This is a genomic window from Acinetobacter johnsonii CIP 64.6 (assembly GCF_000368045.1).
Classification (GTDB): Bacteria; Pseudomonadota; Gammaproteobacteria; order Pseudomonadales; family Moraxellaceae; genus Acinetobacter; species Acinetobacter johnsonii.
Map to the genome: position 1 here is coordinate 42,885 of NZ_KB849234.1, position 26,132 is coordinate 69,016.

The following is a 26,132-nucleotide window of genomic DNA, read 5'->3' on the forward strand; positions in this document are numbered from 1 at the left end:
CCCGTACCATGGAGCATGTCACCGCGAGATTATGATCGAGGTAAAACCTCAAAAGATAAAAACGGTGGATAAATAAAATCAGTCGAATTTTACACGTGTTATCCACAGGATTAAACCTTTTCCCCTAGAAAATTCACGTTTCGGCGCATTTTGAATTCATTTGCCAGTCCCACAGCCTCACTAAAATGAGGGAATGGATGTGCCGCAATCTCATAGCTACATTTTATAATGACTGTATCAGTCACTTTTTATTGAACAATGCAGTAACACAAGCATACACATTTTGCTTAAAAAGCAGGCTAAAATCTAACTAAAAGGGTTTATATCGCACAGAATCCATAGATTCAGTTTAGATAAACTAAACAAAAAAAATTCAATAAATTCATCTAAAAAGAGCAACTCGACTAAAGCATAAATGCAAGATGGCTGAAAAATGCATATCTTTTAATCAATGGAAAAATAATACCAAATTCAGGAGTGATCAACATGGTGAGTGCTTATGATGAGTTACCAAGAACCCCCGCAAACTTTGTGGCTTTGTCACCGCTGCGTTATTTAGAACGAGCTGCTTATATTTACCCTCATCAAGATGCCATCATTCATGGGCACCGCCATATTTCATGGCGTGAAACTTATCTTCGCTGCCGCCAATTTGCCTCACAATTACAAAAACTGGGAATCACAAAAAACGATACTGTCTCTGTTTTGCTGCCCAATGTCCCTGCAATGATCGAAGCACATTTTGCAGTCCCAATGGCAGGTGCTGTGCTCAACACATTGAACACGCGCTTAGATGCCAAAACCATCGCATTTATGCTTGATCATGCAGAAACCAAAGTCTTATTGGTGGATCCAGAGTTTGCATCGGTTGCACAAGAAGCCTTGGCTTTGGTCGGACGCGATATTTTCGTGATTGATGTAGATGATGCTGAGTACGAAAACTGTTTTGCAGCCCCTATTGGTCAAATCGAGTATGAAGACTGGTTAACCGAAGGCGATGAAAACTTTGAGTGGCATTTACCTCAAGATGAATGGGATGCCATTAGCCTAAATTACACCTCGGGAACGACAGGTAACCCGAAAGGGGTGGTCTATCATCATCGTGGGGCTTATATCAATGCAGCCAGTAACATCATTGCTTGTGGCATGACACCTCGTGCGACCTACTTATGGACCCTCCCCCTGTTTCACTGCAACGGTTGGTGCTTTGCATGGACTATGGCAGCCAATGGCGGCACCAACATCTGTTTACGTAAAATTGACCCTGAACTTATTTTTAAACTCATCGCTGAACACAAAGTCGATTATTTCTGCGGTGCGCCGATTGTGTTATCAATGCTGATCAATACCCCTGAAGAGCAACGGGTTCACTTTGAGCATCGCGTTGAAGTGATGGTGGCAGGTGCTGCACCGCCTGCTGCAATTATTGAGGGCATGCGTCATATTGGCATCAATGTCACCCATGTCTATGGCCTCACTGAAACCTATGGCCCTTCTGCGCTTTGTGCCTCTCAAGCAGGTTGGTCAGACTTATCGATTCAAGAACAAGCGCAGCTGCACTCACGCCAAGGTGTACCGTACCCATTGCAAGATGGTATGAAAGTACTAGATCCAGACACCATGCAACCTGTCCCACATGATGGTCAAACCATGGGCGAAATTATGTTCCGTGGCAACATTGTGATGAAAGGCTACCTCAAAAACCCTGAGGCGACCGCAGAAGCCTTTGCTGGTGGTTGGTTTCATACAGGCGATCTTGCAGTCTGCCAATCCGATGGCTATGCCAAAATTACTGATCGCTCTAAAGATGTGATCATTTCTGGAGGCGAGAATATTTCATCACTAGAAGTTGAAGAAATTCTCTATCAACATCCTGCTATTTTAACGGCTGCGGTGGTCGCAAAACCCGATCCTCGCTGGCAAGAAGTGCCCTGTGCATTTATTGAACTCAAAGCAGGTAAAGAAACCACACCTGAGGAAATCATTGAATTCTGTAAGCAACATCTGGCACGTTTTAAAGTCCCGAAAGATGTAGTGATTACAGAAATTCCAAAAACGTCGACAGGCAAGTTACAAAAATTTGTTCTACGCGATTGGGCCAAAGAGCGTGCAACGGGCGAGTTTAGCTAAACATTCAGCAGTCTATACAAGCAAATATTCTCACATAAAAAAGCGACCTTGAAGGTCGCTTTTTTATGTCTAAATGACTTAATTATCTGAAATTAAAGCCACTTGCTGAATGTAGTTAAACAACTTCAAACGCGAAGCTTTAAGCTGTTCTTCATCAGCCTGCTGTTTCATATCACGGTGAATACGCAATATATGCTGACGAATGGTATGACGTTCCGCGGCATTATAAGTTTTGGAAAACTCATTAATGACCACATCACCATCTTTGATCATACGATCAACCCAACGCTGCAATTGAGCGGTTTTTTTCGCGCCTTGTTGCGGTGTCAAATAAGACAAAATCACCGTTTCATCTTCATTACGCAACAACTTACCAATACGTAAAAATTGGCGACGACGAGCTTCATTTGATGTAATCAGTTTCACATCCAAAAGGGCTTCAATCAAACGCTCTTCAACAGGTAAGTTTTGAATTTGTTTAGTGTTCAACTCTGCAAGTTGAGAACCCAAAGATGCCATACGTTGTACGGCTTTTTTCTGTTCAGTTTTACTTGCACGTCCTTCTAAAGATTCAAAGTCTTCTTCAGTAAAACTATGCGGTCGACGTGCCACGATTAATCTGCCTCGTAAAATTTTGCTGCAAATAGTGCCTGAATCTCAGATAAAGCTTGTTCTTCATCTGCGCCTTCAAGCACCAAGCGTAAAGTGGTGCCCTTTCCTGCGCCTAGCATCAGGAGGGACATAATATTTTTGGCATCCACCAATTTGTCTCCTTTTCCAATTTGGATTGAAGAACGGAATTTGGTGGTCACTTCAATGAGCTTGCCAGATGCACGCGCATGTAACCCTAGTTTATTAATTACGTCAACAGTTGTGTCAATCATGCCCAGTGCTTCATTTCTCGATGGAGGACCTGAATAGACCATTTTGCCTCAAGGGCTTTTTTTAGTCTATCCACAATATATACAGAGCGATGCTGCCCACCCGTACAACCAATTGACACGGTCATATAGTGACGATGCCCTTCAGCAAAAGCTGGTAACCATTTATCTAAAAACTTATAAATATCTTGGAACATTTCGTGCGTTTGCTCACTTTGTTCCAAAAATTTTTGCACAGGGGCATCCAGTCCAGAATACTTCCGCAGTTCTAAATCCCAATGGGGATTGGGTAAATGTCGAACATCAAACACATAGTCAGCATCCAACGGGATACCGTGTTTAAAGCCGAAAGACTGCAAAATCAAAATCAGGTTATCCGACTGACCCAACTTTGACAGCAAGGTATGCTTTAAGTCGTGCACACTTTTATCGGTGGTATCAATATGCACAGTTGAGCGCAAATTAATCGGCAATAAAAGGGTTTTCTCTTCTTGAATGCACTGATTCAAACTTTGAAAGCGTGTCGCCAACGGATGCGGACGACGTGAAGCACTAAAGCGCGCAATCAGTTCTTGGTCACGCGTGGTCAAATAAATAATATCGACCGTACCATGCCTTTGCAATTGTTCAAACACCAAGTCGAACTCTTGCAAATCTGCACGTGTACTGCGTACATCCACACCAAGCGCCAACTGCTCAAGGTTATTTTCCCGATCCAGTTTAGCCACAATCTCTGGGAGTAAGGCCAAAGGCAAATTATCAATACAGTAATAACCAAGGTCTTCCAATACTTGTAATGCAGAGGATTTACCCGAACCAGACTGTCCTGTAACAATTAAAATGCGCTTCATCTTAATCCTTTGAGAGGTGAGCTTGCCTAAATATGTTTCACTTTCAAGTTATCAATTAAACGAGTTGCCCCGAGTTTTGCCGCAACGAAAAGCACTACATCTTGGTCAAATGCATCCATTTTTTGCAATGCAGGTGTGCGTGCTTCCACATAATCCACAACAAAACCAGCTTGTGTCAATGTCGCCTTTATATTTGCTAACACATCCGCTAAAGCGGTACCAGTTTGTAGCGACTGTTCTGCCGCTTTTAAACTTTGATAAATGGTCGGTGCCTTTTGACGGTTTTCTTCGCTTAAATAACCATTACGTGAACTTAAAGCCAAACCATCTTCTGCACGTGCAATTGACACACCCATCACTTCAAGCGGCATATTCAAATCACGAACAAACTGACGAATCACAGCCAACTGTTGATAGTCTTTTTCACCAAAGAAAGCAAAATTAGGTTGCACAATATTGAACAGTTTCGTCACCACAACGGCGACACCATCAAAATGACCTGGACGTTGTAGACCACACAAATCATTGGTGATATCTGAAACAGTAATATTGGTCAAACGTGGGCTGTTGCCATACATTTGCTCAACCGATGGTGCAAACACGATGTCACAACCAACCTCGGCCAACAAGCGCTGATCTTGTTCCAAGGTGCGTGGGTAACTGTCAAAATCTTCATTGGGTCCAAATTGAATCGGATTCACAAAAATGCTGACTACAACCACATCACAGAGTTTTTTCGCTTCACGTACAAGGTTCAAATGCCCCTGATGCAAGTTGCCCATAGTCGGGACGAAACCAATACTTTTTCGAGCCGTTCGCGCAGGGTTCAATGATGCTGAGAGGCCTTGGATCGTGGTTTCAGTTTTCATGTTTTACAGCTCGACTTGGAATGTTTGTTCTTTTGCAGGGAATGAGCTATCAAGCACCGCTGCATGGTATGCCTTGAACGCATCCAAAATCGCCGTTTCCCCTGCTTGTTCTTTCATAAAGTTACGCACAAATTTTGCAACACGACCAAAAGTCAGTCCAAGCATGTCTTGTACCACCAAGACTTGACCATCGGTATCCACACCTGCGCCAATGCCAATGACAGGTACATGTGGGAACAACTCACTAATTTCTTTCCCGAGCTGCGCAGGCACACACTCTAATAACAGCACCGCAGCACCCGCATCAACCACCGCTTGGCAGTCCGCAATTAATTGATCTGCCGCTTCACGTGTGCGTGCTTGTAATTTATAGCCACCAAACACATGTACAGACTGTGGGGTTAAACCTAAGTGTACACATACAGGAATACCGTTGCGTGTCAAAACCTGAACCGTTTCAGCCAGCCATGCTCCACCTTCGACTTTGACCATTTGCGCGCCCGCTTGCATCACTACTTTTGAGCTTTGCAAAGCATCATTTAAGGTGGCATAGCTCATAAAAGGTAAGTCAGTCATGATCAAGGCATGCTGGTTACCACGGCGTACAGCTGCGGTATGGTAAGCCATATCTTCAACTGTAACAGGCAAAGTGGAATCACGACCTTGAATGGCCATACCTAGCGAATCTCCAATTAAAATGGTATCAATTTCAGCAAGTTCCATTGCCTTTGCCATACTTGCATCATAGCAAGTCAGGCAGGAAAATTTGCGACCTTCTGCTTTAAATTTTCTTAAGTCATTTAAACTAATCATCAAACTATTCCTTTCAACATCTTTAGCTCGGCTAAATTAAATCTCTGCCCAATTGCCTGCATCCAGCACGCTCAACGTGGGTTGTTGTACAACAGGCAACTGTTTCAACGCAATACCATCAATGTGTAAATTGGGGTCTAAATCAAGCAATGGAATCAACACAAAATCACGCTCCATCACACCGACATGTGGCACAGTTAAGCGTTCATGCTGAATTTTCTCTTCTGCATAGATCAGTAAATCTAAATCTAAAGTACGTTCACCCCAATGGCGTAAACGTACACGTCCCGACTCTTGTTCAAAACGTTGCAATTCATCCAGCAAGGCCAACGGCGCCAAGTTTGTGCTGAGTTGCACCACGGCATTTAAATAATTGGGTTGGTCTTGCGGCCCCATCGGTGGGCTTTGATACAGCTTGGAGATCTTCACATCGCCAAGACTGGCCAACTTGTGCACCGCTTCAGTCAAAATCACTTTAGAGTCGCCTAAGTTGCTACCTAGACCAATGTACGTGACGATGCTCATTGTGTCGGCCCAAAAATCACGCTGCTTAAATCACGCTGAACACGTTTACGTTTTAAAATTGGGTGGTCTGCACCAATCTCGGTTGAGCTATGACCTGCTCCCGTACCAATCTGGGTACGAGCTTCAGCGTGTTGCTTCGGTTTACGTGCACGACGACTGCGCGATTCTTGCTCTTGCACCAGAGGCTCAATTTCATGACTTACCGTTTTGGCAATCGCCGCTTCTTCAGCACTTGCTTTACCACTGCGACGTGATTTTGCACGTTGGCGGTTATATTGGCTGATGGCACGTTCTTTTTCATCGGTGCTCATCAACTGATAGGCATCCCACCACTGTCCCATGCCGAGCGTACCCTCATCACCGGATTTTTCGCGAAGCAACAAGAAGTCAAAGCCTGCACGGAAACGTGCATGGCTAGATAAGGCTTGAATTTGCTGTGCTTTCGGGTTGAGTAGTCGAGTTTGCATTTCCCACACTTCACGAATGAAGGTTTCGGCAAAGCGCGGAATAATAGTCCGCGTGGCTTGGCGTTTTAATACATCAAGTCCCGCTTGTGCACGAGCTTCAGCCGCAACCATACCTTTACTGCTATAAAACTCACAACGCTCTAAGAACGGCTGCCATAACAACACCGCATAGAAAAATGCAGGGTTGATGGTTTTGCCCACTTGAATACGCTGATCGGTATTTTTAGCGGCACGTTCAATAAATGGGGTGATATTCGGTTGGATATCTGCAAATAACTGCTTCCAAATGCCGAAGTCGATCAGCATTGGCAACACACGATTTAAATGTCCCATCGTGAACAGCTTCTGAGATTCATCATATAAACGGTGCGGTGAAACATCGCGTAGCAACTGCGTCATTTCCAAGGTGAAAACGTCGAGAATTTGCTGATCGATTGAGAAACCTAATTTTGCAGCAAAACGCAAAGTCCGTAGCATTCGCACAGGATCTTCTTCAAAACGCGTTTGTGCATCGCCCAGTAGACGTAAGGTTTTATTTTTAATGTCATCCACAGCATGACAGAAATCTAAGACAACGCCCTTGCGTGGCTGATAGTACATTGCATTAATTGAAAAATCGCGGCGAGCAAAGTCTTGCTCTATCGTGCCCCAATTGTTATCACGCAAAATCATGCCTTGCGCAGAGGTGACTTCTTTCTTCGGCGGTGCACGGAAAGTTGCCACTTCAACCAACTCACGACCTGAATAGACATGAGCCAGCTCAAAACGGCGCCCGATAATACGGCAACGTCGTCCGAAAACTTCTTTTACCTGTGACGGTGTTGCATTGGTCACTGCATCAAAATCTTTGGGATTTAGGCCAAGCATCATATCTCGGACACCGCCACCGACGATATACGCTTCATAGCCTGCCTTAGTTAATGCATCGATCACATCTAAAATGTAAGAAGGTAATTGAGCGGTTGATAAACCACATTTTGACGCGCGCAAAGTTTGCAAAAGCCGCTGTCTCCTACGCCTAAACGTAAAATTCTAAGATGACGCTAATCATATATCTAACACAATCAAAGGGCAATTTGATTATCGAAAGCAAAGCAGGATTCTGATCAATTCACCAATAAATGACACCGCTTTTTCACAAGCCCAAACGGGTTTTATTTTTTGCAAAAATTGCCGGTCCAATCCCGCGCACCTGTTGTAGCTCATCTATGCTCTTAAATGGCCCTTGTTTCTGGCGATAGGCCACGATTGCCTGTGCCTTTTTTAGACCCACACCCTGAAGCTGCTGTAACTGATCGACACTGGCTTGATTTAAACTAATTTTATTTGCACTCGACACAGGTTGGGCCTGAACAGGAGACACAGCACGTTTCACGCTTTTAGGGGCTTGAATACGATCATCCCAGGCCTGCTGCTCTGTTTTCCAGTTCAGGTAGTTCTGATCAAAAGACTGTGCATAACTACTGGGTATCCAAGCCAGTAAACTCAGTAATAACAACGCAATGATCAACAAACTTACTTTTATTTTTATCAATTCAAGCCACCATTTTTATTATTTCAGTTGTAATTTCGCTTGCTCCCACAGTTGATCCATTTCTTCTAAGGACATCTGCTCAATCTTTTTTTGTTGTTGCAAAGCTTGATCTTCAATGAAAGCAAAACGAGTGCGAAATTTATGAATCGTACTCAAAAGCGACATTTCGCTTGAGATGCCCAGTTTACGTCCAACATTGATCATTGAAAATAAACAATCGCCAAATTCATCTGCTATTTCATCGGAATTTTGCTGTTGAACCGCATGTTTCAATTCAGCTAATTCTTCTTCAAGCTTGGCATAAGCACCGGCTACATCAGGAAAGTCAAAACCGATCTGTGCTGCATTTTTTTGAATCTGTTCCGCTTGTTGTAAGGCTGGGCCATGCTTGATGCTGTCTAATCTTGACTGTTCCTTACCTTGTTTTTCCTGTTGTTTAATTTGCTTCCAAAGCTCGCCCACATCTTCGGCAGACAAAGCTGAAAACTGCTGTGCTTGAAAGACATGGGGATGACGACGAACCAGTTTTTCTGTGATGGCATGGACCACATCTTGAAAATTAAAAGCCCCTTGCTCGGCATACATCTGTGACTGGAACACCACCTGTAGCAGTAAATCACCCAACTCATCGCGCACCTCATCAGCTTTACCTGAACGCACAGCGGCTTCAACTTCATAAGCCTCTTCAATGGCATAGCGGGTTAAGCTTTCTGGGGTTTGTTGTTGATCCCATGGACATTTTTCACGTAATTCACGCATCACGTTCAGCAATTGTTCCATGTTTATCTCTCTTCAAAAATCATATTGATAAAAATTACATTATGACGGCATTCATTTGTTATGCTCAATCCAATCACAACAATAACATCAAGAAAAAGAGCAACAAGGAGCAGTTTCAATGCGCAGTATTTTGATTAGCGGTGCGGCCCAAGGTATTGGTGCAGCGATCGCCCGTTTATTTTATGCACATCATTATAAAGTGGGAATTTACGACATCAATAGCGCTCAAGCCCAACAGTTGGCAGCTAGCCTCGGCCCAAATGCCAAAGCAGGACAACTCGATGTTTCCAACTATCAAGACTGGCAAACGGCTTTAGCCGAGTTTGTCGCATGGGCGGGCGAGCTCAATATCTTGGTCAATAATGCAGGAATTCTATTCTCAGGGCCTTTTGAACGAACAGAGATCAGCGCACATCACAAAACTATCTCTATCAATGTCAATGGTGTACTGAATGGCTGTCATGCTGCATTGCCCTACCTCAAACAAGCGAATTTTTCCCGCATCATCAATCTTTCTTCAGCTTCAGCCATCTATGGTCAAGCCGATTTAGTCTCGTACTCGGCCAGTAAGTTTGCGGTACGCGGCATCACCGAAGGCTTAGATACCGAATGGCAAAAATATGGCATTCGCGTATTAGATGTCATGCCGCTATTTGTACAAACTGCCATGGTGCAAGATATGCAAGCGAAGAGTATTCAAAACATGGGAGTACACTTAACTGCAGAAGATGTAGCGCACCACGTTTTTCAACGTGCTGTTGCAAAAGATACGGCACTCACTGCAACCCATCAAGCCTTGGGTGCCAAAGCCAAGCTTTTATTTCAACTGAGTAAAATCAGTCCTCAATTTCTCAATCGCCTGACCAATTTGTACCTTTCCAAATAAAAAGAGCCTGCAATTGCAGGCTCTTTCTTTTCAATTCGCTTAGTTACCTTGCACCAAACGACGCGCACTAATAATGCCTGGTTGTTGCTCTAACCGCGCCAACAGTTTTGATAATTGTGATAAACCCTTCACTTCAATCAACAATTTCATATTGGCAATACCGTCTGCTTCAGAGATGGTGTTGACCTGACGAATATTGATTTGATCGGAGAAAATCACTTGGGTCAAATCTTTAAGCAAACCACGGCGATCATAAGCTTCCACCACAATCTGTACACTCTGACCACGCGTTGGTTGCATTTCCCAATCGGCTTCTACTGCGCGTTCAGGTTCATTTTGAATCATGCGTAAGTAGTCAGGACATGCCACTTTATGGATGCTCACCCCACGGTTCAAGGTGATATAACCCGCAATTGACTCACCATGCACAGGCTGACAACACTGCGCCACATGCAGCTCAACGTTATCTAAACCATCAATCAGAATGCCATGCGCTGACAAGGTATGACTAGCACGTGGATTCAACGTCGGCTTCAGCACCAGTTCAGGTTCGTCCTGATCCAAATGCATATGACGGTTCACCTGATTGATCAAAGCATGCAGGCTAATGTCACCATTGACCAGTGCAATCAGAATATCTTCACCCGCTTTGACATTGAAATGATTGCAGTAATCATTCAAATCAATACTTTTTGGGTGAATTGCTAAACGTGAAAGTTCTTTATTTAAAAGGTCACGGCCCACTTCCAAGTTTTTGCTGCGGTCTTGTTGTCTAAACCAATGGCGCAGCTTGTCACGCGCACGTGCCGTCTTGATGTAACCTAAAGAGTTCACCAACCAATCACGGTTTGGCTCACGGTCTTTCTTGGTTAAAATTTCAACTTGCTCACCCGTTTTTAAGGTATAAGTCAGCGGAACATAGCGCTGATTCACTCGCGCGGCATAACACTTATTACCGACTTGAGTATGCACATGATAGGCAAAATCGAGTACTGTCGAACCACGTGGTAGCTCTTTAATATCGCCATCACGGCTAAACACATAAATCTTCTCAAAGTCTTCAAAATCTTGAATTTGCTCAAAATTTTCAGAGTCTTCATCCGACTTATGTACATTCGCATCATTGCGCTCTTGATAGTGTTCAAGTACTGCACGCAATGAATGTAAACGATGGTTAAAAGAGCGATCGGTATTCTTACCGCCCTCTTTATAGTTAAAGTGCGAACACACCCCAAGCTCTGCTTCTTCATGCATGCTCTTGGTACGAATCTGAACTTCCAGTGATTTGTTTTCCGCAATCACAGCCGTATGCAGTGAGCGGTAACCATTGGCTTTCGGGTTGGTAATATAGTCATCAAACTGATGCGGTATATGCCGCCAAATTTGATGCACAATCCCCAGCGAGTGATAGCACTCAGGTACGGTTTTAACCAAGACTCGAACGGCACGAATGTCATAGAGCTGATCGAAGCTCAGGTTCTTACTTTTCATTTTTCGATAAATCGAATAAATGTGTTTTACCCTGCCGCTAATTTCAGCTTCAATGCCATGCTCATTCAAAGATGCACGCAGTTTATCAATCACAAACTGAATATATTGCTCACGCTCCAGTCGCTTTTCATTCAGCAGCGTCGCAATTTCTTTATAGCGATCGGGTGCTAAATAGCGAAAGGCTAAATCTTCCAGTTCCCACTTTAACTGCGCAATCCCTAAACGGTGTGCCAGAGGTGAGTAAATGGTTAAGATTTCTCGTGCTACACGCTCTTGACGTTCTTTAGATGAAGTCGCCAATTCACGCAGTGCATAAGTTCGCTCAGCCAATTTGATCAGTACAACGCGCACGTCTTCCGTCACCGAAATCAACATTTTATAAATGCCGTTTAAGTGCTCGCGCTGATTGTTATTAAAGTGATCTTCGAGACGTTTATTCTGCTCAATGAGGTCGGACAACTTACCCATGGCCAAAGTGCCTTTGACCAGTGCATGCACTTGTTCGCCAAAATGCTCTTGTACTTCCGCCAAAGGAATCACGCCTTCGCGTACACCACGATAGAGCATCGCAGCAGCCAAGGTGTCTTCATCGACATGTAAATGGGCCAGAATATCCGCCATTTCAATACCGGTATAAAAGGTATTGGAACGATGATTAACCGTGGTTTCTAACTCTTTTTGTAAAGTCAAATTGGCAACTTCTTCGAGTTGCTCAAGCTTCGCATCATCTAATATGCTTCGAACACGATCTAACCATTCAGCCAAATCATGTTGAGCTTGTTCGGCATGCTCTACAGTCGCCTCCTGAGACAACTCATTGAGTCGCCCAGGTAGTTGCTCACGTACTGTGACCATACCCTTCTCCTACACTTTTACGCTTCATATACTTTAATCGTTTATCTCATTATCTTTTTCAAACAATGCTATCGACTCAACGTGGCCTGTGTGGGTAAACATGTCCATCACACCGGCTTTGACTAATCGATAACCCTGCTGTACCAACAGCCCCGCATCCCTTGCGAGTGTCGCTGGATTACACGACACGTAAACGATTCTTTTTGCACCAAAGTTAGGCATATAATGCATTATTTCCTCTGCGCCTGCACGTGGAGGATCTATCAATAATGCATCAAATCCTTGATTTGCCCAAGAATGATGCGAGAAATCTTTTGTTAAATCTTGTGAAAAGAACTTCAACTGGTGAAGCGCATTACGTTCCGCATTTTCTGCACCACGTTGAACCATTTCTTCACTGCCTTCAACACCAACCACTTGTCCTGTTGCGCCCACGCATCGAGCCAAAGGCAAAGAGAAATTTCCTAGACCACAGAACAAATCGAGAACGCGTTCTCCTTGTTTTAAATCTAGCAAGTCACATGCCAATTTCACCATTTGCGGGTTAATGGTTGAGTTTACTTGAGTAAAGTCGTGTGGGTTAAATCCAAATGCCACATCAAAATCATTTAAACGATAATGTAAACGCATCTCTGCATGTTCATCATCCATACGCTTTAGACTGTCTGGACCAGCAGCTTGTAAATACAATTGCCACCCTCTGTCTAACGCAAATTGTTTTAATCGGTTGACATCCTCTGTGTTTAATTTTTCAGTATGTCGTACCGTGAGGGCGATGTCACAATCCCCCATGGCCAATTCTATATGACCAATGGCCGCTTTGGCTGTTAGACTTTGGAGTAACTGCTTCAAGCGTGTGATTGAACCAAACGCTTGATCTAACACCATACAACGATCAATTGAAGTCAGTTTATTGGTTTGACGCTCTCGAAAACCCACGACCAATTGGTCTTTATGTGGCAAATAACGCACCCCAATGCGTGCTTTACGACGGTAGTCTTCACGTAAAGAGCGCAAAGGCGGCAACCATTGTTCAGGTTGAATCCCCGCAAAATGCTGCAAATGCGATTTAAGCACATCTTGCTTTAAGCGAATTTGTTCATCGGGATGAATATGCTGCATATTACAGCCACCACAGCTTTTAAAATGCGGGCATTTCGGCTCAACCCGAAAAGCAGAGGCTTCACTGAGGAGTTGAACAGCATCGGCTTCCTCTAAACGCTTTACCGCATGGGTAATCTGTGCTTTGACGGTTTCACCCGGCAATGCATAACTAATAAAGACTTTTTTACCCTGCTTGTCTGCAGGATGGTCTGGATGCGAACCATAGTGCGCTATGCCGCGTCCTTCATGCGAAAGTGACTCAACCTGAAAAATATAACTGGGTTGTTGAGTTGGACGAGGTTTGGCTCTATGTTTCATGTGTACCTAAAGATGGGAAGGGGAAAAATCGGCAGCGGTAAAAGCCGTCTGCTGTGAGGTCTCACGCCACACCGACAAAAAGTCTTGATGCTGCGGTTGAGCCTGTAAAAACTGGATGGTTTGATCGATAAAGTGACGGTGGTCTTGAGCTAACAATTGCCCTTTGAGCAAGAGCCAACGCAAATACACCAACCATGTATTTAGCACATCACCTTCACAATAACTGGTGAGTTTGAGCCATTCCTGAGCCCGAACATATTCAGGTACATGATACGCCCCATCGCCTCGTTTACCGGGATACCCCAATAAATGGGCAACATCATCTAGCTTTTGGAAATGACGTCCATTAAACATTGCCATCACATCCATCAGGTCGATGTGACGCTGATGATAACGGTTCTGATAGTTATTATAGCGCTTTTGTGTGTCAATTTCGCCCTGATCGAACAAAGCAGGTGCAGTTAAACCATGATACATAGCACGAAGCATGATTACAGGTAAGTCAAACTGAGCACCATTCCAACTCACTAAAGTCGGTAAACGCTTATCAAATATAGATAAAAACTTACTGAGAATTTCTGCTTCCGAATATTGTTCACGGCTAAAAGAAAAGAGTTTCATCTGGCCTTGGTCATCCAGCCATAAGCCTGAAATACACACAATTTCATGCAAAGCCAAACGCTGAAAATCCATGCCTGACTCTTGGCGACGCAATTTGGTCAGTGCCGCCTCCAAATCAGCCTCAGGCAAATCTAAACCATATAAATGCGCCCCCGATCTCAAATCAGTCATTGTTTCAATATCAAAGGTGAGCACAGGTAGGCGCATAGCAGAACTCTCTTTTATTGTTTTATTCAGGATCGACCACAGAGAAAAGACCCGTCGATAAATAACGGTCACCACGGTCACAAATAATGCACGCAATGACGGCACCAGGGTTTTCTTCAGCAATTTTAATCGATGCCCACACCGCACCACCTGAAGAAGTTCCTGCGCTAATCCCTTCTTTTTGCGCCAATTTACGCATGGTTCTTTCTGCTTCAATTTGCGGAATATCAATAATCTGATCAATCCGACTGCGGTCAAAAATCGTTGGTAAATATTCTTCAGGCCAGCGGCGAATCCCTGCGATACTTGAACCATCCGATGGCTGTAGACCAATAATTTGAATGTCGGGGTTCATCTCTTTGAGATATTTAGAGACCCCCATAATGGTGCCAGTAGTGCCCATTGAGCTCACAAAGTGAGTGATTTTGCCACCCGTTTGCTGCCAAAGTTCAGGCCCAGTCGTTAAATAATGGGCTTCAACATTATCAGGATTACCAAACTGGTTGAGTACGTGCCCTTTGCCTTCTTCTTGCATTTGCAAAGCCAAATCACGTGCACCTTCCATGCCCTGTTCTTTGGTCACTTCAATCAGTTCCGCGCCATAAGCACGCATTGCATCTTTACGTTCTTGGCTCATGTTGTTGGGCATAATCAGTTTCATCTGATAGCCACGCATCGCAGCAACCATCGCCAGTGCAATGCCGGTATTTCCACTGGTCGCTTCAATCAAGGTATCGCCCGGCTGGATTTGCCCTCGCTTTTCCGCTTGCATAATCATGTTATACGCGGGACGGTCCTTGACAGAACCTGCGGGGTTGTTGCCTTCTAACTTTGCCAATACTGTTGCTTGAGTGTGACTTGCCAGACGCTGTAAACGCACCAGTGGAGTTTTTCCAACATAGTGATCTAACAAAAATTCGTCTGCTTGAAAATCAGTGGATGTAGTACTCATTCTTTGCACCTTGATCGAGGTGCGCCTATTGTATGGAAAAATGCCAGTCCCTGCACCCATTTAGCGTGCTTTTTCGTGAAAGTGATTAAAGCACCATCGATTTTTTATAAAGCATGCTACACTCCAAAGTATAGGGAATAAATCACTTGCACCATGTCAAATATCAATAAAAAGTTATTTAATCGTCTGCACTTAAACCATGCTTATGGACAGCTTATTGCACTTATTTTTGTGCCGATTATGATCTTGGCCTGTGTAGGTGCATTACTGGTTATTACCGAAACTTCAAATGCCGCCAAAGCCCAGCAGCGACAAATGGCGATTGCGATTTTAACGCGCTACCAGCTGGATGCAGAAGCAGCAATCAATTTGGTGAATGCCTCCCCTTGGCAGTATGAAAATGCACGTTATTTGATGCAAAAGATGTTAGATGAAAAACATCTGATTCGTGCCGCAATTATTGATGACAAAGGCAATAACAAACTTAGCATTGGCTATCAAGACCAAGCGCCGTGGCCTGCGCTGAAAAAAAATACTGATTTTTTTGGCCCAATGAATTTTAAAGGCAATACGGTATATGGTTTGCCCATCAACCAATTTACAGGCACGCCTGCGCAGTTGGTGGTTGAATTAGATAACCAGCCCTTACAAATTGCCCGTTATCGCGTGTTGATCGTGTTGATTGCGACAGGTCTGTTGACACTCTTATTGCTTTTACTCTGTTTAAATTTCTACTCACGTCGCTGGATTGCGCCGATGTATGAAATTCGCATGCAGCTGCAACGTTTAAATGCCGACACCCTCGATCAACACATGCTGATTAACAGTACCGGTGAATTACGCTTACTACAACGCGATATTGCCAATGTAGTGAAACGCCTGCATTTTAGTTTTTTAGAATTGAAAGAACATACTGAGCAGACGGAAGACGATTTACGTCGAACCCTTGACACTTTAGAAGTACAAAACATCACCTATCGTCAAGCGCGTGACCAAGCCATTTCAGCCAGTCAGTCCAAGTCTGTATTCTTGGCCAATATCAGCCATGAACTGCGCACACCATTGAACAGTATTGATGGTTTTATTCACCTCTTACTGCGCCAAGACAACCTCAACAATGATCAAAATCTGTATTTACAAACCATCCGAAAATCATCTGCACACTTACTGGCACTGATTAATGATGTTTTAGATTTTTCAAAAATTGATGCCGGTAAACTAGAACTTGATACTGCAACTTTTGATTTAGAAGAAGCAATTTTTGATGTTATGGATATGCTGTCTCCTCTTGCTGCACAAAAGCATATCGATATGGCCTTTTACTATGCCGACAATGTGCCAAAGCATGTGGTTGGAGATGCCCTACGCTTCAAACAAATTTTAACCAACCTGATTTCCAATGCCATTAAGTTTACTCCTGATGGCGAGATCATCGTCCGCGCAAGAATGGAACAAGATGATATTGGACAGTGCCTATTGCACTTTAGTGTACAAGATAGCGGTATCGGGCTCAGTGGAACCGACCGTAAAAAACTGTTTGAGTCTTTCTCGCAAGGCGATGCTTCGGTCACGCGTCAATTTGGCGGCACAGGTCTGGGCTTAGCGATTTCCAAACAGCTGGTGCATTTGATGCAGGGGCAAATTGGATTTGAGGATAACCAAGAACGCGCGCCAACCGAAAAAGGGTCCACCTTCTGGTTTACAGCCATGTTTATGGTCAATGAAGAAGATGAGTACGTTGAGCATCCTCAGTTTAACGATATGCAAGTGGTCTCGTATTTGGCGCATCCAGCAACGGCCAATATTCTGCGTCATTATCTTGAAGACTATGCTGTGGAGCACATCGAATCGAGTTCAATTTTAGACTTGTTCAGTCATCTCAACAGACTGCCTCAAGATGTGGAAAACACATGGTTGATTGTTGACCACAGTGGTGATACCGAAGCCTTATTAAAAGAAATTCGTCAGCGTTATAGCGGTAACCTTGCGGTTTATGGCTACCAGATGTCACTCGATTTGACCACGCTGAATGAGTATCGCGCACGACCATTATACCAACCACTCAGTCGGAGTGCTTTGATTCAATTACTCAGCAATCAACCGCTATTTGAAGAAGACGAAATGGAGTCCTTCAATGGTCAAGGCTTACATATTTTAGCTGTAGATGACCATCTCCCTAACCTGATTGTCCTTGAAGCCCTACTAGGCGAGTTGAATGTCACCACAACAAAAGCTTTAAGCGGTCAACAAGCCTTAGAGATTTTACAAGAGCGCGCTGAACACAACAGCAAAGCTTTTGATTTGGTGTTTATGGATATTCAAATGCCTGTCATGTCGGGTGTCGATACCACACGTGCCATTCGTGCGCTGGAGTCAACCATTGAAAACCATAAGCGTTTGCCCATCATTGCCCTCACCGCACATGCATTAGCCGATGAAAAACAAAAACTACTGCAAGTTGGCATGGATGACTATGTCACCAAACCGATTCAAATTGATCAGATTATTCAAATCCTGACCCATTGGACCACTGATCGCTTCAACAAAGGCTCACCCGTTGAAAAAGCCATCGTGATTGAAGCACTTGATCCGAAGGTACTCGACTGGCAGCAAAGCTTACAGTTGGCCGCCAATAAAGAAGACTTAGCAGTCGATTTATTGCGTATGTTAATGGATAGTTTTGATACTGAGTTGCATGAAATGAAGCAGTTGATTGAAATGGAAGATTTCCCACAATTAGAACATGTGCTACACCGTCTGTATGGTGCAACACGCTATGTCGGTGTACCCAACTTACAAGAAGCAACAGGGACATTTGAACAGTTTGTTTCAACCTTACGTAAAGAGCGTCGTAAAGCAGATGAACAGTTTATTCAAGAAACCATAAAGCGCTTCAATGAACTCAAAGTTGTGATTGAACAAGTACAACATGCGGCACAGCAAATTCTAATCAAACATAGTCCATAAAACATTCAAAAGAGCATGACACCAAAGGTAAGTTTCGACGTGACTCTTGGTGTCATTTATCCGCACGGGAGCTATGCTATGCTCCGTGCGAGCAAAAAATAAGAGTTCTCATCATGGCTTTACTTCGCATTGAAAACAAAAATGGCATTGCCACTGTTTCACTTAACCGTCCAGACAAACGCAATGCGATGAGTTTCGACCTGTTGCGCGAATTGGTTAAAACTGCTGAAAAAATTAAAAAAGACCGCAGCATTCGCTGTGTCATCCTCACTGGTGAAGCGCAAGTCTTTAGTGCAGGCATTGATCTTGCCGATTTGAACAATCCGAAGAATCGCGCCTATGCCGCATGGGAGCTGATCAAACCTGGACAAAGTCTATTTCAAAAAGCTTTCCTAATTTGGCAAGAACTGCCTGTTCCTGTGATTGCCGCGATTGAAGGGTTTTGCTTTGGCGCTGGCATGCAACTGGCTTTAGCGGCGGATATTCGTGTCGCACACCCTGCAACCAAAATGTCGATTATGGAAAGCCGTTGGGGACTAGTTCCGGATATGGGACTGACGCGTTCTTTGAAAGGTTTGATCGGACTAGATCTTGCCAAAGAATTAACACTTACGGCGCGTATTTTCGATGCAACTTATGCCAAAGAAATTGGATTAGTCACACATCTTGATGAATCACCGCTTGCTAAAGCCCAAGCCATTGCAGAAGAAATGTTACAACGCTCACCAGATGCGCTCATGGCCTCAAAATATGTGCTGGATGCCATGCAGCATGAGCCTAAAAAATCCTTACGTTTGGAAAAAATTTGGCAGCTCAAATTACTGTTAGGTAAAAATAGCCAAATCGCACGTAAGAAAGATAAACAACCCGACGTGCAGTATCTACCACGCCAATATAAATAACAGTATTTAATCACTGACAATCAAAGGGGGTCCCATGAGTTTCGATCGACACACTAAAATTGCATTTCTCGGCATGGGACTCATGGGAAGCCGTATGGCCACCCGCTTACTTCAAGCAGGTTTCGAAGTCGCTGTATGGAACCGTACCCGCAGTACCTGCGATGCCCTCATTGATTTGGGGGCGACAGACTTAGCACTACAGAATATTGCTGAATATCCTATAGTCCTAACATGTTTAGCCGACGACAAAGCTGCACTCAGCGTTTATGAACAAATCGAACCGTTTTTGACGGCGAAGCAAGTGATCATCGACTTTTCCAGTCTTTCGGTGGAGCAAACCCTGAGTCTTGCAGCACGTGCCGAACAAAAACAGGTGCAATGGATAGACTCACCTGTTTCAGGGGGGACTGTCGGTGCGGAACAAGGTACGCTGGTCATCTTTGCTGGTGGCGATGCACAGACGATTCAAGACTTGTCTTTGATTTATAATATCTTGTCGCAACGTGTCACCTGTATGGGCAACACAGGAACAGGACAAGCCACCAAAATTTGTAATCAACTGATTGTGGCAGCCAATAGCACGCTGATTGCAGAAGCAGTTGCTTTAGCAGCCAAAGCTGGCGTGGACACTCGCTTACTTGCACCTGCGCTTGCAGGCGGTTTTGCCGATTCGAAACCCTTTCAAATTTTAAGTCCACGTATGGCGACTCACCTGTTTGAGCCCGTACAGTGGAAAGTTCAAACCCTGTCTAAAGACTTGAACAATGCTGTGCAGCTTGCTGCGCAGCACCAACTCGACATTCCTGTTGCAGCGCGAGCACTTCAGCAATTGCAAGCACACCAACAACAAGGCTATGCTGAAGCTGATCTTGCCTCAGTCATATTACAAGTAGAACAACAAGCCAAATAAAATCAGGAGAAAATCATGACCAAACTTGCTGTAAATTTATCCATGATTTTTACCGAAGTACCGTTGCTTGAGCGTTTTGCTTTAGCGCAAGCTGCTGGTTTTAAACATGTGGAAATCCAATTTCCCTACGAGCTCAGCATTGAACAAATTCAAACTCAGCTTACGCTTCATGACTTAAGTCTCTGCCTGATTAACGTTCCTGCGGGCGACTTAATGACTGGTGGAAATGGACTCGCAGGTGTCCCCGGCAAAGAGCTAGAGTTTCATCACGCTCTTCAGTTAGCAGTGCAATATGCCAGCGCACTCAAAGTGCCAAGTGTGAATATCCTTGCTGGCAAACAACCCTTAGATGCCGACCTACTGCCCTGTTTAAATACCTTGTCCAAAAACCTGAAACTGGCCTGCCATATATTCAGTGAACATGACATTCAACCTGTCTTTGAAATGATCAACGGCACGGATATGCCGCGCTTCTTAGTGCAAAATATTGCCCAAGCACAGGAAATGCTAGAAGCAGTACAACACCCTGCACTTAAAATGCAATACGACTGCTATCACATGGCCATGATGGGTGAAGATGTGTTGCAAGGGCTACAAGAAAATATTCAAGATATTGGTCACATCCAATTTGCAGACTGTCCGGGGCGGCATGAACCAGATACTGCACAAATTATGTATGCAAATATTTTTGAATGGCTACAACACAGCAGTTATGACGGTTTTATTGCGGCTGAATATCGACCAAAAACTGTTTCAACTCAGTCCTTTGCATGGAAGGCAAAATACTTTGCTGCACATCCTCAAAGTTGAACTGTTGCAGATTTGAAATTTTCGCCTAAAAACGCTATATTATAAGATGAGTTATTGTCCGGAAAAATTCCCTTTATGAATTTAGAACCATCGCCCAGCGCTTCTAATTCTCACGATTTCGCAATGAATACCCAAGCTGCCGACGTACAAGCTTGCTTAAAAGTTGTACATGAAGCCCTTGAAGATGTAAAAGCAAAAGATATTTTAGCGATTGATGTCAGCCTAATCAGCAACGTCGCTGATGCAATTGTGATTGCAAGCGGTACATCAACGCGTCACATCAAAGCACTTGCTGATAACGTTGCTGAAGAAGCACGTAAAGCAGGTTTTCGCCCTCTCGGTGTCGAAGGCGAACGTGATGCAGAATGGATCTTGATTGATCTTGGCTTTGTTGTTGTGCACGTGATGTTACCAACAGCACGTCGTTTCTACGACCTAGAAAGCCTTTGGCGTGCAGCCCCAGAAGAAACTGTAGCCTAATATGAAAAGAGCGACCTGAAGGTCGCTTTTTTTATGTCTCATTTTATTTAAATTAAGCGATGCATATCGACCATTGGGTAACGCTCTTTCACTTGGCGCTTCACATGGGCATAGAGTTGATCTGCTTTTGCTGGACCATAAAATTCACAATAATTTTCATAACAGACCGTCAAGACCTGCGCATATTGAGTCATGGGCAAAGCTTCAAGTACTGCTCGATCATCCAAGGCCTGATAACTATCAATCACAATGGATAAAGCGTCTAGCTGCGTTTTCACTTCACGCTCAAACTCCTGCACATCAACAGCTTTGACTGCTTGACAGACAGTTTGCAGAAAAAACGTCAATGCATCGAGTAACGCTACTCCCCCTTGTTCGCTTTTCGATGCTTTTGCAGAGGGATTCAACAACACTTGTTTTTCAACTTGGGCCATCTCGGCCAAGACATTTTTGAGCATGTCTTTTCGAAAGTAACGTAATTCCTCTGTGGTACAGATTTCACTCAAAAAACGATTCAGGACAAAGGAGGGTTGATCACCATATTTCGCTTCCCAATGATTCAATACTTGCTCTAAAAGTGTTCCTTGTAAGTACTGACTTAACCCACGTTCGATCGCTTGGCGTTTTTGTAAAATAGTTAATGTTTCAGTCGACATGAGCTATCCTCCTTTCATTAATGACGTTTGGTCATATCATCAGTTTCAAACGTCACATCACGCTGAAACTCAGGATAAGATAGTTCTGCATGTTCGGTATAGTCCAAGCCACGTTGTTCATGTTGTTTACTCACCCGTAAACCACCAAGAACGAGGTCTAAGACTTTAAAGACGATCAACGCCACACCAAAACCCCACGCAAAGGCTGTCAAAATCCCCAAGCCTTGTACCGCAATGAGCCCCGCATTAAACATATTGTTTTCAAAAAACAAACCCGCTGCCAATGTGCCCCATGCCCCACAAAAACCATGCACAGTCACCGCATCGACCACATCATCCAAGCGGAGTTTTTCCATCACCACTGGTAAAATACTGACCAGTACACCTGCAACCGCCCCACTGATGATGGCATACAGTGGACTCATGGTTGCACAGCCCGCCGTAATTGCAACCAGCCCACCCAAGGAGGCATTAATGGTGCCGCGCATTAAAATTGCTTTACCACGTATTAGGGTATAAACCATATAGGCAACTGCCGAAGCACACGCCGCCAAATGTGTATTCAAGGCAATCCGCCCAATACTCACATCCGCCTTTACAGTAGAGGCCGCATTAAAACCAAACCATGCCAGCCATAGAACAAAACCGCCTAGCGCCACCAACGGTAAATTATGTCCTGCCAAATAATGGACCTGTCCATTGCGCCCAAACCGCCCTAAACGAGACCCCAACACAATAATTCCGGCTAAAGCCACCCATCCACCAATCGAATGCACCACCGTTGAACCTGCAAAGTCAATGAAACCCATGGCTTTTAGCCAACCCTCGCCATCAAATAAGCTCCCCCAAGCCCATGCACCAAAAATCGGGTAGATCAAACCACTGACCACCGCAGCACTCACGATATACGCCACAAAGTGAATCCGCTCAGCCATCGCCCCACTGGCAATCGTCGTGGCGGTGGCCGCAAACATCATTTGAAAGAACAAGAGGTTCCAGTGCCAGTCATCCATGGCATTGGGTGCAAAGTGTGAGGTTCCTATCCAACCACTCGAATTGACACCAAACATCAAACCAAAGCCAATCAACCAAAACACCAAGCCCCCTAAACACGCATCCATATAGTTTTTCATGAGTACATTAATGGTATTTTTAGAGCGCACCGAACCACTTTCAATCAGGGCAAAACCTGCTTGCATGAAAAACACTAAAATGCCACCGAGCACCACCCAGACACTGTCGAGCGAGAGACGAATTTCTTGAATATTTTGAGCCTGTGTTGGCAGGGGCTCTGCAGCAAAACTGGGTAAAGCAATACAGCACACAAAGAAGAGTAAGTATTTTATTTTTTTCATGAATAATCCCCCAAAGATTATTCATCTCAATTGCAAAATCAATGCCAGTGTTTCAACACCTTACAGATATTTAATCATGATCCATGCCCGCCAATATAAATGGACAATTCAAACAAGGCGAAAAAGCGATACACCATAAAAGGGCCAAAGCGCATTTATCAGCTGATTGATAAAACATAGCTTTTAGTTTTTATAGTACTCATCCACAGCATAATAGTGAACCCTCTCTACCCATCGACCACGATTCAGTGTTCGCTCCGTCACTTTAACCTTTCCCTCTTGGACTGTTGCATCTTCAATAAACTCTTTGACTAAACTCAAGCCGTGTTTAGGAATCACGATATATTCCGAACGGATGTGATAACAACACCCACTTTTATTGAAGGTTAAGATCCTTTTCTGTTTTGGATCGACCTCAAACATGCCCAAATTTTCATGGGTTAAAGCAGATAACTCCTCACTCAGAACAAATTTATTCTTGGTTCGATGAAAGACATAAACATCGTAAGTTGGCCCGCCATAGGCACCATAGTTACCATTACGGATGGCGACATCCTCACTCCCGTCAAAGTTAAAGTCAGCAAAAATTAATGCACTTTGCTCACCATAAAGCTGCACCACATTGATAGACGGTTTGTAAGTTTCGTCCAGATCCATCGTCAATTCAGCAGAGGAAAAATGCTGAAAGTGCTGTGTTGTCCCTTTTAGGTAAAGATCAATATTGGCTTGTCCATCACAGCTACTGTCCGTACAGTTCGTCGTCATTTTTACATCATAGTGCTTCGATGCATTTTTTATTTCGAAGACCTGAGCCTGAGTAGCTTGACTCAAAACGCACACACCAAATATCAACAGCACCTGAAACGAGATCTGATTTATGTTCATATTGTTTTCTTATTGAAAAGATACACATCATCTTAGCAAAAGCTGCAAACATAAAAAAACCACCCGAAGGTGGTCTTTATACACTCTAGGAGGAGGATTAGTGTCCACCACCATTGATTGCTTTGGTCATATCTTCAACCACTTTCTTCGCATCACCGAAGATCATCATGGTTTTTTCGTTATAGAACAAATCGTTGTCTAGACCTGCATAACCTGTCGCCATAGAGCGTTTGATGACCATAATGGTACGTGCTTTATGTGCTTCAAGAATTGGCATGCCATAGATTGGAGATGTTGGATCGTCTTTCGCCGCAGGGTTGACCACGTCATTCGCACCAATCACAAGCACCACATCTGTTGCAGGGAAGTCAGAGTTAATCTCATCCATCTCTAAGATGTCTTCATACGCCACGTCTGCTTCAGCCAAAAGTACGTTCATGTGACCCGGCATACGACCAGCCACTGGGTGAATCGCGAAGCGAACTTTTACACCTTGTTCTTTCAAGATTTCACACAGTTCTTTCACCGCATTTTGTGCACGACCTTGCGCCATACCATAACCTGGTACGATCACAACGCTGTCTGCATTTGACATCAAGAAGCCTGCATCATCTGCTGAACCAGAACGATGGTTACGCTGTGCTTGTTCGCCTTTGTCCGCAGAAGCTACCGCTGTACCGCCCATTGCACCACCAAACAAAACGTTGATGATTGAACGGTTCATGGCTTTACACATGATGTAAGACAGAATCGCACCTGAAGAACCCACCAGTGAACCCGCAACGATCAACATATTGTTTTCAAGTGTGAAACCAATACCTGCTGCTGCCCAACCAGAGAAAGAGTTCAATAGTGATACTACGACTGGCATATCACCGCCGCCGACTGGCGCAATCCATACCCAACCGAATGCAAGTGCAAGTGCCGTCATGGCCCAGAATGCATTCATATTGCCTGTCGTGAAGAAGTACACACCACACGCCAACATTGCAAGGAAAATCAGCGCTTGTACAGGTTTAACCCATGCACCAGAAATGGTTTTTGCCCATTTTTTCGCAGCCAATTTACCATAAGCAAATACAGATGCTGTAAAGGTAATTGCACCAACAAAACAGCCCACGAACAATTCAAATAAATGAACCTTGCTCATGTGTGCATGTTGCACACCCGCAGCAGTTAATGCCGCTTCATTCTGTGCAAATAAGGCAGTCAGTTGGTTGTTATGTAGAATTGCCGCGATTGCAATTAAAACAGCAGCCAAGCCCACCAATGAGTGCATTAAAGCAACAGTTTCAGGCATCTGCGTCATAGGTACAGTACGCGCACGAGCAATACCCACAATCGCACCTAGCACCATCGCACCACCAATCATCCAAATCACAGGATGATCAGCCACGAAGAAAGTAGTCACGACAGCAATCGCCATTGCGATCATGCCATAACGGTTACCTTGAATTGCCGTCTTCGGGCCAGACAAACCACGTAAAGTTAAGATAAAGAGGACAGCACCAATCAGGTAGAACCAATCCGCATAGTCTCGAATGAATTCCATATATTAGCCCTCTTTTTTCTTTTGCTTTGGCTTGAACATTTCAAGCATACGCGCTGTTACTGCGAAGCCACCGAAAATATTGATACTTGCTAAGAACACAGCAATCGCACCTAAGATGCTCACCACATTCACACTTTGGAATGCAACATTCGCATCAACACCAATTGCAGGAATCCCCACCGTTTGAATCATTGCACCGACCACGATGATCGATGACAACGCATTGGTTACTGCCATAAGCGGTGTATGTAGTGCAGGCGTAACGCCCCACACAACGTAGTAGCCTACAAAGATGGCAAGGACGAAAATTGTAATTGTTTCAACCATGATC

At 44.2% G+C, this 26,132-nt stretch carries 25 protein-coding genes; 7 read left to right on the forward strand and 18 right to left on the reverse strand.

The window, feature by feature from the left end:
• Positions 1-486 precede the first annotated feature (486 nt).
• The gene (locus F986_RS03635; RefSeq protein ID WP_004692294.1) at positions 487-2,130 is read left to right on the forward strand and encodes an acyl-CoA synthetase; all 1,644 of its coding nucleotides are present in this window, start codon (positions 487-489) and stop codon (positions 2,128-2,130) included.
• Positions 2,131-2,208: 78 nt separating this feature from the next.
• Here F986_RS03635 and yjgA read toward each other — a convergent pair whose 3' ends face one another.
• The 9 genes from yjgA to mazG form a co-directional block, all read right to left on the reverse strand.
• Positions 2,209-2,742, reverse strand: a complete 534-nt coding sequence (gene yjgA, locus F986_RS03640; protein ID WP_004692296.1) for a ribosome biogenesis factor YjgA — start codon at positions 2,740-2,742, stop codon at positions 2,209-2,211.
• Positions 2,743-2,744: 2 nt separating this feature from the next.
• Positions 2,745-3,014 carry an HPr family phosphocarrier protein gene (locus tag F986_RS03645; protein ID WP_010325935.1) on the reverse strand — a complete coding sequence of 90 codons (270 nt, stop codon included), beginning with the start codon at positions 3,012-3,014 and terminating at the stop codon, positions 2,745-2,747.
• Complete coding sequence (gene rapZ / locus F986_RS03650; RefSeq protein WP_004692298.1) at positions 3,011-3,862, reverse strand: RNase adapter RapZ; 852 nt, start codon at positions 3,860-3,862, stop codon at positions 3,011-3,013. Before rapZ ends, F986_RS03645 begins: the two co-directional genes overlap by 4 nt.
• A gap of 26 nt (positions 3,863-3,888) precedes the next feature.
• Positions 3,889-4,731 (reverse strand): pantoate--beta-alanine ligase, encoded by an 843-nt coding sequence (panC, locus tag F986_RS03655; protein ID WP_004692300.1) that lies wholly within the window; start codon positions 4,729-4,731, stop codon positions 3,889-3,891.
• A 3-nt stretch (positions 4,732-4,734) separates the two neighbouring features.
• Positions 4,735-5,544, reverse strand: a complete 810-nt coding sequence (gene panB, locus F986_RS03660) for a 3-methyl-2-oxobutanoate hydroxymethyltransferase (RefSeq protein ID WP_004692301.1) — start codon at positions 5,542-5,544, stop codon at positions 4,735-4,737.
• Positions 5,545-5,580: 36 nt separating this feature from the next.
• Positions 5,581-6,069 (reverse strand): 2-amino-4-hydroxy-6-hydroxymethyldihydropteridine diphosphokinase, encoded by a 489-nt coding sequence (gene folK, locus F986_RS03665; protein WP_004692303.1) that lies wholly within the window; start codon positions 6,067-6,069, stop codon positions 5,581-5,583.
• Positions 6,066-7,535, reverse strand: a complete 1,470-nt coding sequence (pcnB, locus tag F986_RS03670) for a polynucleotide adenylyltransferase PcnB (RefSeq protein WP_004692305.1) — start codon at positions 7,533-7,535, stop codon at positions 6,066-6,068. Before pcnB ends, folK begins: the two co-directional genes overlap by 4 nt.
• Before the next feature lie 136 nt (positions 7,536-7,671).
• Complete coding sequence (locus F986_RS03675; RefSeq protein WP_004692306.1) at positions 7,672-8,070, reverse strand: ComEA family DNA-binding protein; 399 nt, start codon at positions 8,068-8,070, stop codon at positions 7,672-7,674.
• Between the two features lie 18 nt (positions 8,071-8,088).
• Entirely contained in the window at positions 8,089-8,850 is a 762-nt protein-coding gene (gene mazG / locus F986_RS03680; protein ID WP_004692307.1) for a nucleoside triphosphate pyrophosphohydrolase, read from the reverse strand.
• A 118-nt stretch (positions 8,851-8,968) separates the two neighbouring features.
• Here mazG and F986_RS03685 point away from each other — a divergent pair, with 118 nt between their 5' ends.
• Positions 8,969-9,736 (forward strand): SDR family oxidoreductase, encoded by a 768-nt coding sequence (locus tag F986_RS03685; protein WP_004692309.1) that lies wholly within the window; start codon positions 8,969-8,971, stop codon positions 9,734-9,736.
• A 39-nt stretch (positions 9,737-9,775) separates the two neighbouring features.
• Here F986_RS03685 and F986_RS03690 read toward each other — a convergent pair whose 3' ends face one another.
• Genes F986_RS03690 through cysM form a run of 4 tightly spaced genes read right to left on the reverse strand, consistent with a single transcriptional unit; the run spans position 9,776 to position 15,284 of the window.
• The gene (locus tag F986_RS03690; RefSeq protein ID WP_004692310.1) at positions 9,776-12,082 is read right to left on the reverse strand and encodes a RelA/SpoT family protein; all 2,307 of its coding nucleotides are present in this window, start codon (positions 12,080-12,082) and stop codon (positions 9,776-9,778) included.
• Positions 12,083-12,115: 33 nt separating this feature from the next.
• Positions 12,116-13,504, reverse strand: a complete 1,389-nt coding sequence (rlmD, locus tag F986_RS03695; RefSeq protein ID WP_004692312.1) for a 23S rRNA (uracil(1939)-C(5))-methyltransferase RlmD — start codon at positions 13,502-13,504, stop codon at positions 12,116-12,118.
• Between the two features lie 6 nt (positions 13,505-13,510).
• Positions 13,511-14,332 (reverse strand): 3'-5' exonuclease, encoded by an 822-nt coding sequence (locus tag F986_RS03700; protein ID WP_004692313.1) that lies wholly within the window; start codon positions 14,330-14,332, stop codon positions 13,511-13,513.
• 22 nt (positions 14,333-14,354) lie between these two features.
• Positions 14,355-15,284 (reverse strand): cysteine synthase CysM, encoded by a 930-nt coding sequence (cysM, locus tag F986_RS03705; protein ID WP_004692314.1) that lies wholly within the window; start codon positions 15,282-15,284, stop codon positions 14,355-14,357.
• Between the two features lie 153 nt (positions 15,285-15,437).
• Here cysM and F986_RS03710 point away from each other — a divergent pair, with 153 nt between their 5' ends.
• The 5 genes from F986_RS03710 to rsfS all read left to right on the forward strand — a co-directional run bounded on the left by F986_RS03710 (position 15,438) and on the right by rsfS (position 21,353).
• Positions 15,438-18,251, forward strand: a complete 2,814-nt coding sequence (locus F986_RS03710) for a GacS-like sensor histidine kinase (protein WP_004692315.1) — start codon at positions 15,438-15,440, stop codon at positions 18,249-18,251.
• Positions 18,252-18,364: 113 nt separating this feature from the next.
• Positions 18,365-19,153, forward strand: a complete 789-nt coding sequence (locus F986_RS03715; protein WP_004692317.1) for a crotonase/enoyl-CoA hydratase family protein — start codon at positions 18,365-18,367, stop codon at positions 19,151-19,153.
• A gap of 34 nt (positions 19,154-19,187) precedes the next feature.
• Complete coding sequence (locus tag F986_RS03720) at positions 19,188-20,063, forward strand: NAD(P)-dependent oxidoreductase (protein ID WP_004692318.1); 876 nt, start codon at positions 19,188-19,190, stop codon at positions 20,061-20,063.
• 15 nt (positions 20,064-20,078) lie between these two features.
• Positions 20,079-20,873: a hydroxypyruvate isomerase family protein gene (locus tag F986_RS03725; RefSeq protein ID WP_004692319.1), complete on the forward strand. Its 795-nt coding sequence runs from the start codon at positions 20,079-20,081 to the stop codon at positions 20,871-20,873.
• A 75-nt stretch (positions 20,874-20,948) separates the two neighbouring features.
• On the forward strand, positions 20,949-21,353 hold the full coding sequence (rsfS, locus tag F986_RS03730) for a ribosome silencing factor (RefSeq protein ID WP_004692321.1): 405 nt from the start codon (positions 20,949-20,951) through the stop codon (positions 21,351-21,353).
• 47 nt (positions 21,354-21,400) lie between these two features.
• On the opposite strand, the gene F986_RS03735 is transcribed toward rsfS, so the two are convergent.
• The 5 genes from F986_RS03735 to F986_RS03755 form a co-directional block, all read right to left on the reverse strand.
• Positions 21,401-22,009, reverse strand: coding sequence for a hypothetical protein (locus F986_RS03735; RefSeq protein WP_004692323.1), 609 nt, complete (start codon positions 22,007-22,009; stop codon positions 21,401-21,403).
• Positions 22,010-22,026: 17 nt separating this feature from the next.
• On the reverse strand, positions 22,027-23,364 hold the full coding sequence (locus F986_RS03740; protein ID WP_004692325.1) for an ammonium transporter: 1,338 nt from the start codon (positions 23,362-23,364) through the stop codon (positions 22,027-22,029).
• A 183-nt stretch (positions 23,365-23,547) separates the two neighbouring features.
• Positions 23,548-24,249: an XAC2610-related protein gene (locus F986_RS03745; RefSeq protein WP_017396874.1), complete on the reverse strand. Its 702-nt coding sequence runs from the start codon at positions 24,247-24,249 to the stop codon at positions 23,548-23,550.
• A gap of 97 nt (positions 24,250-24,346) precedes the next feature.
• The gene (locus F986_RS03750; protein ID WP_004692329.1) at positions 24,347-25,801 is read right to left on the reverse strand and encodes an NAD(P)(+) transhydrogenase (Re/Si-specific) subunit beta; all 1,455 of its coding nucleotides are present in this window, start codon (positions 25,799-25,801) and stop codon (positions 24,347-24,349) included.
• A 3-nt stretch (positions 25,802-25,804) separates the two neighbouring features.
• Positions 25,805-26,128: a proton-translocating transhydrogenase family protein gene (locus F986_RS03755; RefSeq protein WP_004692331.1), complete on the reverse strand. Its 324-nt coding sequence runs from the start codon at positions 26,126-26,128 to the stop codon at positions 25,805-25,807.
• Between the last annotated feature and the right edge of the window lie 4 nt (positions 26,129-26,132).

What these genes read in the sequence shown, in the direction of transcription:
- F986_RS03755 (WP_004692331.1), bottom strand. Translation starts at nt 26,128, where the DNA reads ATGGTTGAAACAATTACAATTTTCGTCCTTGCCATCTTTGTAGGCTAC.
- folK (WP_004692303.1), bottom strand. Translation starts at nt 6,069, where the DNA reads ATGAGCATCGTCACGTACATTGGTCTAGGTAGCAACTTAGGCGACTCT.
- F986_RS03740 (WP_004692325.1), bottom strand. Translation starts at nt 23,364, where the DNA reads ATGAAAAAAATAAAATACTTACTCTTCTTTGTGTGCTGTATTGCTTTA.
- F986_RS03645 (WP_010325935.1), bottom strand. Translation starts at nt 3,014, where the DNA reads ATGATTGACACAACTGTTGACGTAATTAATAAACTAGGGTTACATGCG.
- F986_RS03735 (WP_004692323.1), bottom strand. Translation starts at nt 22,009, where the DNA reads ATGTCGACTGAAACATTAACTATTTTACAAAAACGCCAAGCGATCGAA.
- F986_RS03715 (WP_004692317.1), top strand. Translation starts at nt 18,365, where the DNA reads ATGGCTTTACTTCGCATTGAAAACAAAAATGGCATTGCCACTGTTTCA.
- cysM (WP_004692314.1), bottom strand. Translation starts at nt 15,284, where the DNA reads ATGAGTACTACATCCACTGATTTTCAAGCAGACGAATTTTTGTTAGAT.
- panB (WP_004692301.1), bottom strand. Translation starts at nt 5,544, where the DNA reads ATGATTAGTTTAAATGACTTAAGAAAATTTAAAGCAGAAGGTCGCAAA.
- F986_RS03745 (WP_017396874.1), bottom strand. Translation starts at nt 24,249, where the DNA reads ATGAACATAAATCAGATCTCGTTTCAGGTGCTGTTGATATTTGGTGTG.
- rapZ (WP_004692298.1), bottom strand. Translation starts at nt 3,862, where the DNA reads ATGAAGCGCATTTTAATTGTTACAGGACAGTCTGGTTCGGGTAAATCC.
- rlmD (WP_004692312.1), bottom strand. Translation starts at nt 13,504, where the DNA reads ATGAAACATAGAGCCAAACCTCGTCCAACTCAACAACCCAGTTATATT.
- mazG (WP_004692307.1), bottom strand. Translation starts at nt 8,850, where the DNA reads ATGGAACAATTGCTGAACGTGATGCGTGAATTACGTGAAAAATGTCCA.
- panC (WP_004692300.1), bottom strand. Translation starts at nt 4,731, where the DNA reads ATGAAAACTGAAACCACGATCCAAGGCCTCTCAGCATCATTGAACCCT.
- F986_RS03700 (WP_004692313.1), bottom strand. Translation starts at nt 14,332, where the DNA reads ATGCGCCTACCTGTGCTCACCTTTGATATTGAAACAATGACTGATTTG.
- F986_RS03685 (WP_004692309.1), top strand. Translation starts at nt 8,969, where the DNA reads ATGCGCAGTATTTTGATTAGCGGTGCGGCCCAAGGTATTGGTGCAGCG.
- F986_RS03720 (WP_004692318.1), top strand. Translation starts at nt 19,188, where the DNA reads ATGAGTTTCGATCGACACACTAAAATTGCATTTCTCGGCATGGGACTC.
- rsfS (WP_004692321.1), top strand. Translation starts at nt 20,949, where the DNA reads ATGAATTTAGAACCATCGCCCAGCGCTTCTAATTCTCACGATTTCGCA.
- F986_RS03635 (WP_004692294.1), top strand. Translation starts at nt 487, where the DNA reads ATGGTGAGTGCTTATGATGAGTTACCAAGAACCCCCGCAAACTTTGTG.
- F986_RS03690 (WP_004692310.1), bottom strand. Translation starts at nt 12,082, where the DNA reads ATGGTCACAGTACGTGAGCAACTACCTGGGCGACTCAATGAGTTGTCT.
- F986_RS03710 (WP_004692315.1), top strand. Translation starts at nt 15,438, where the DNA reads ATGTCAAATATCAATAAAAAGTTATTTAATCGTCTGCACTTAAACCAT.
- F986_RS03750 (WP_004692329.1), bottom strand. Translation starts at nt 25,801, where the DNA reads ATGGAATTCATTCGAGACTATGCGGATTGGTTCTACCTGATTGGTGCT.
- F986_RS03725 (WP_004692319.1), top strand. Translation starts at nt 20,079, where the DNA reads ATGACCAAACTTGCTGTAAATTTATCCATGATTTTTACCGAAGTACCG.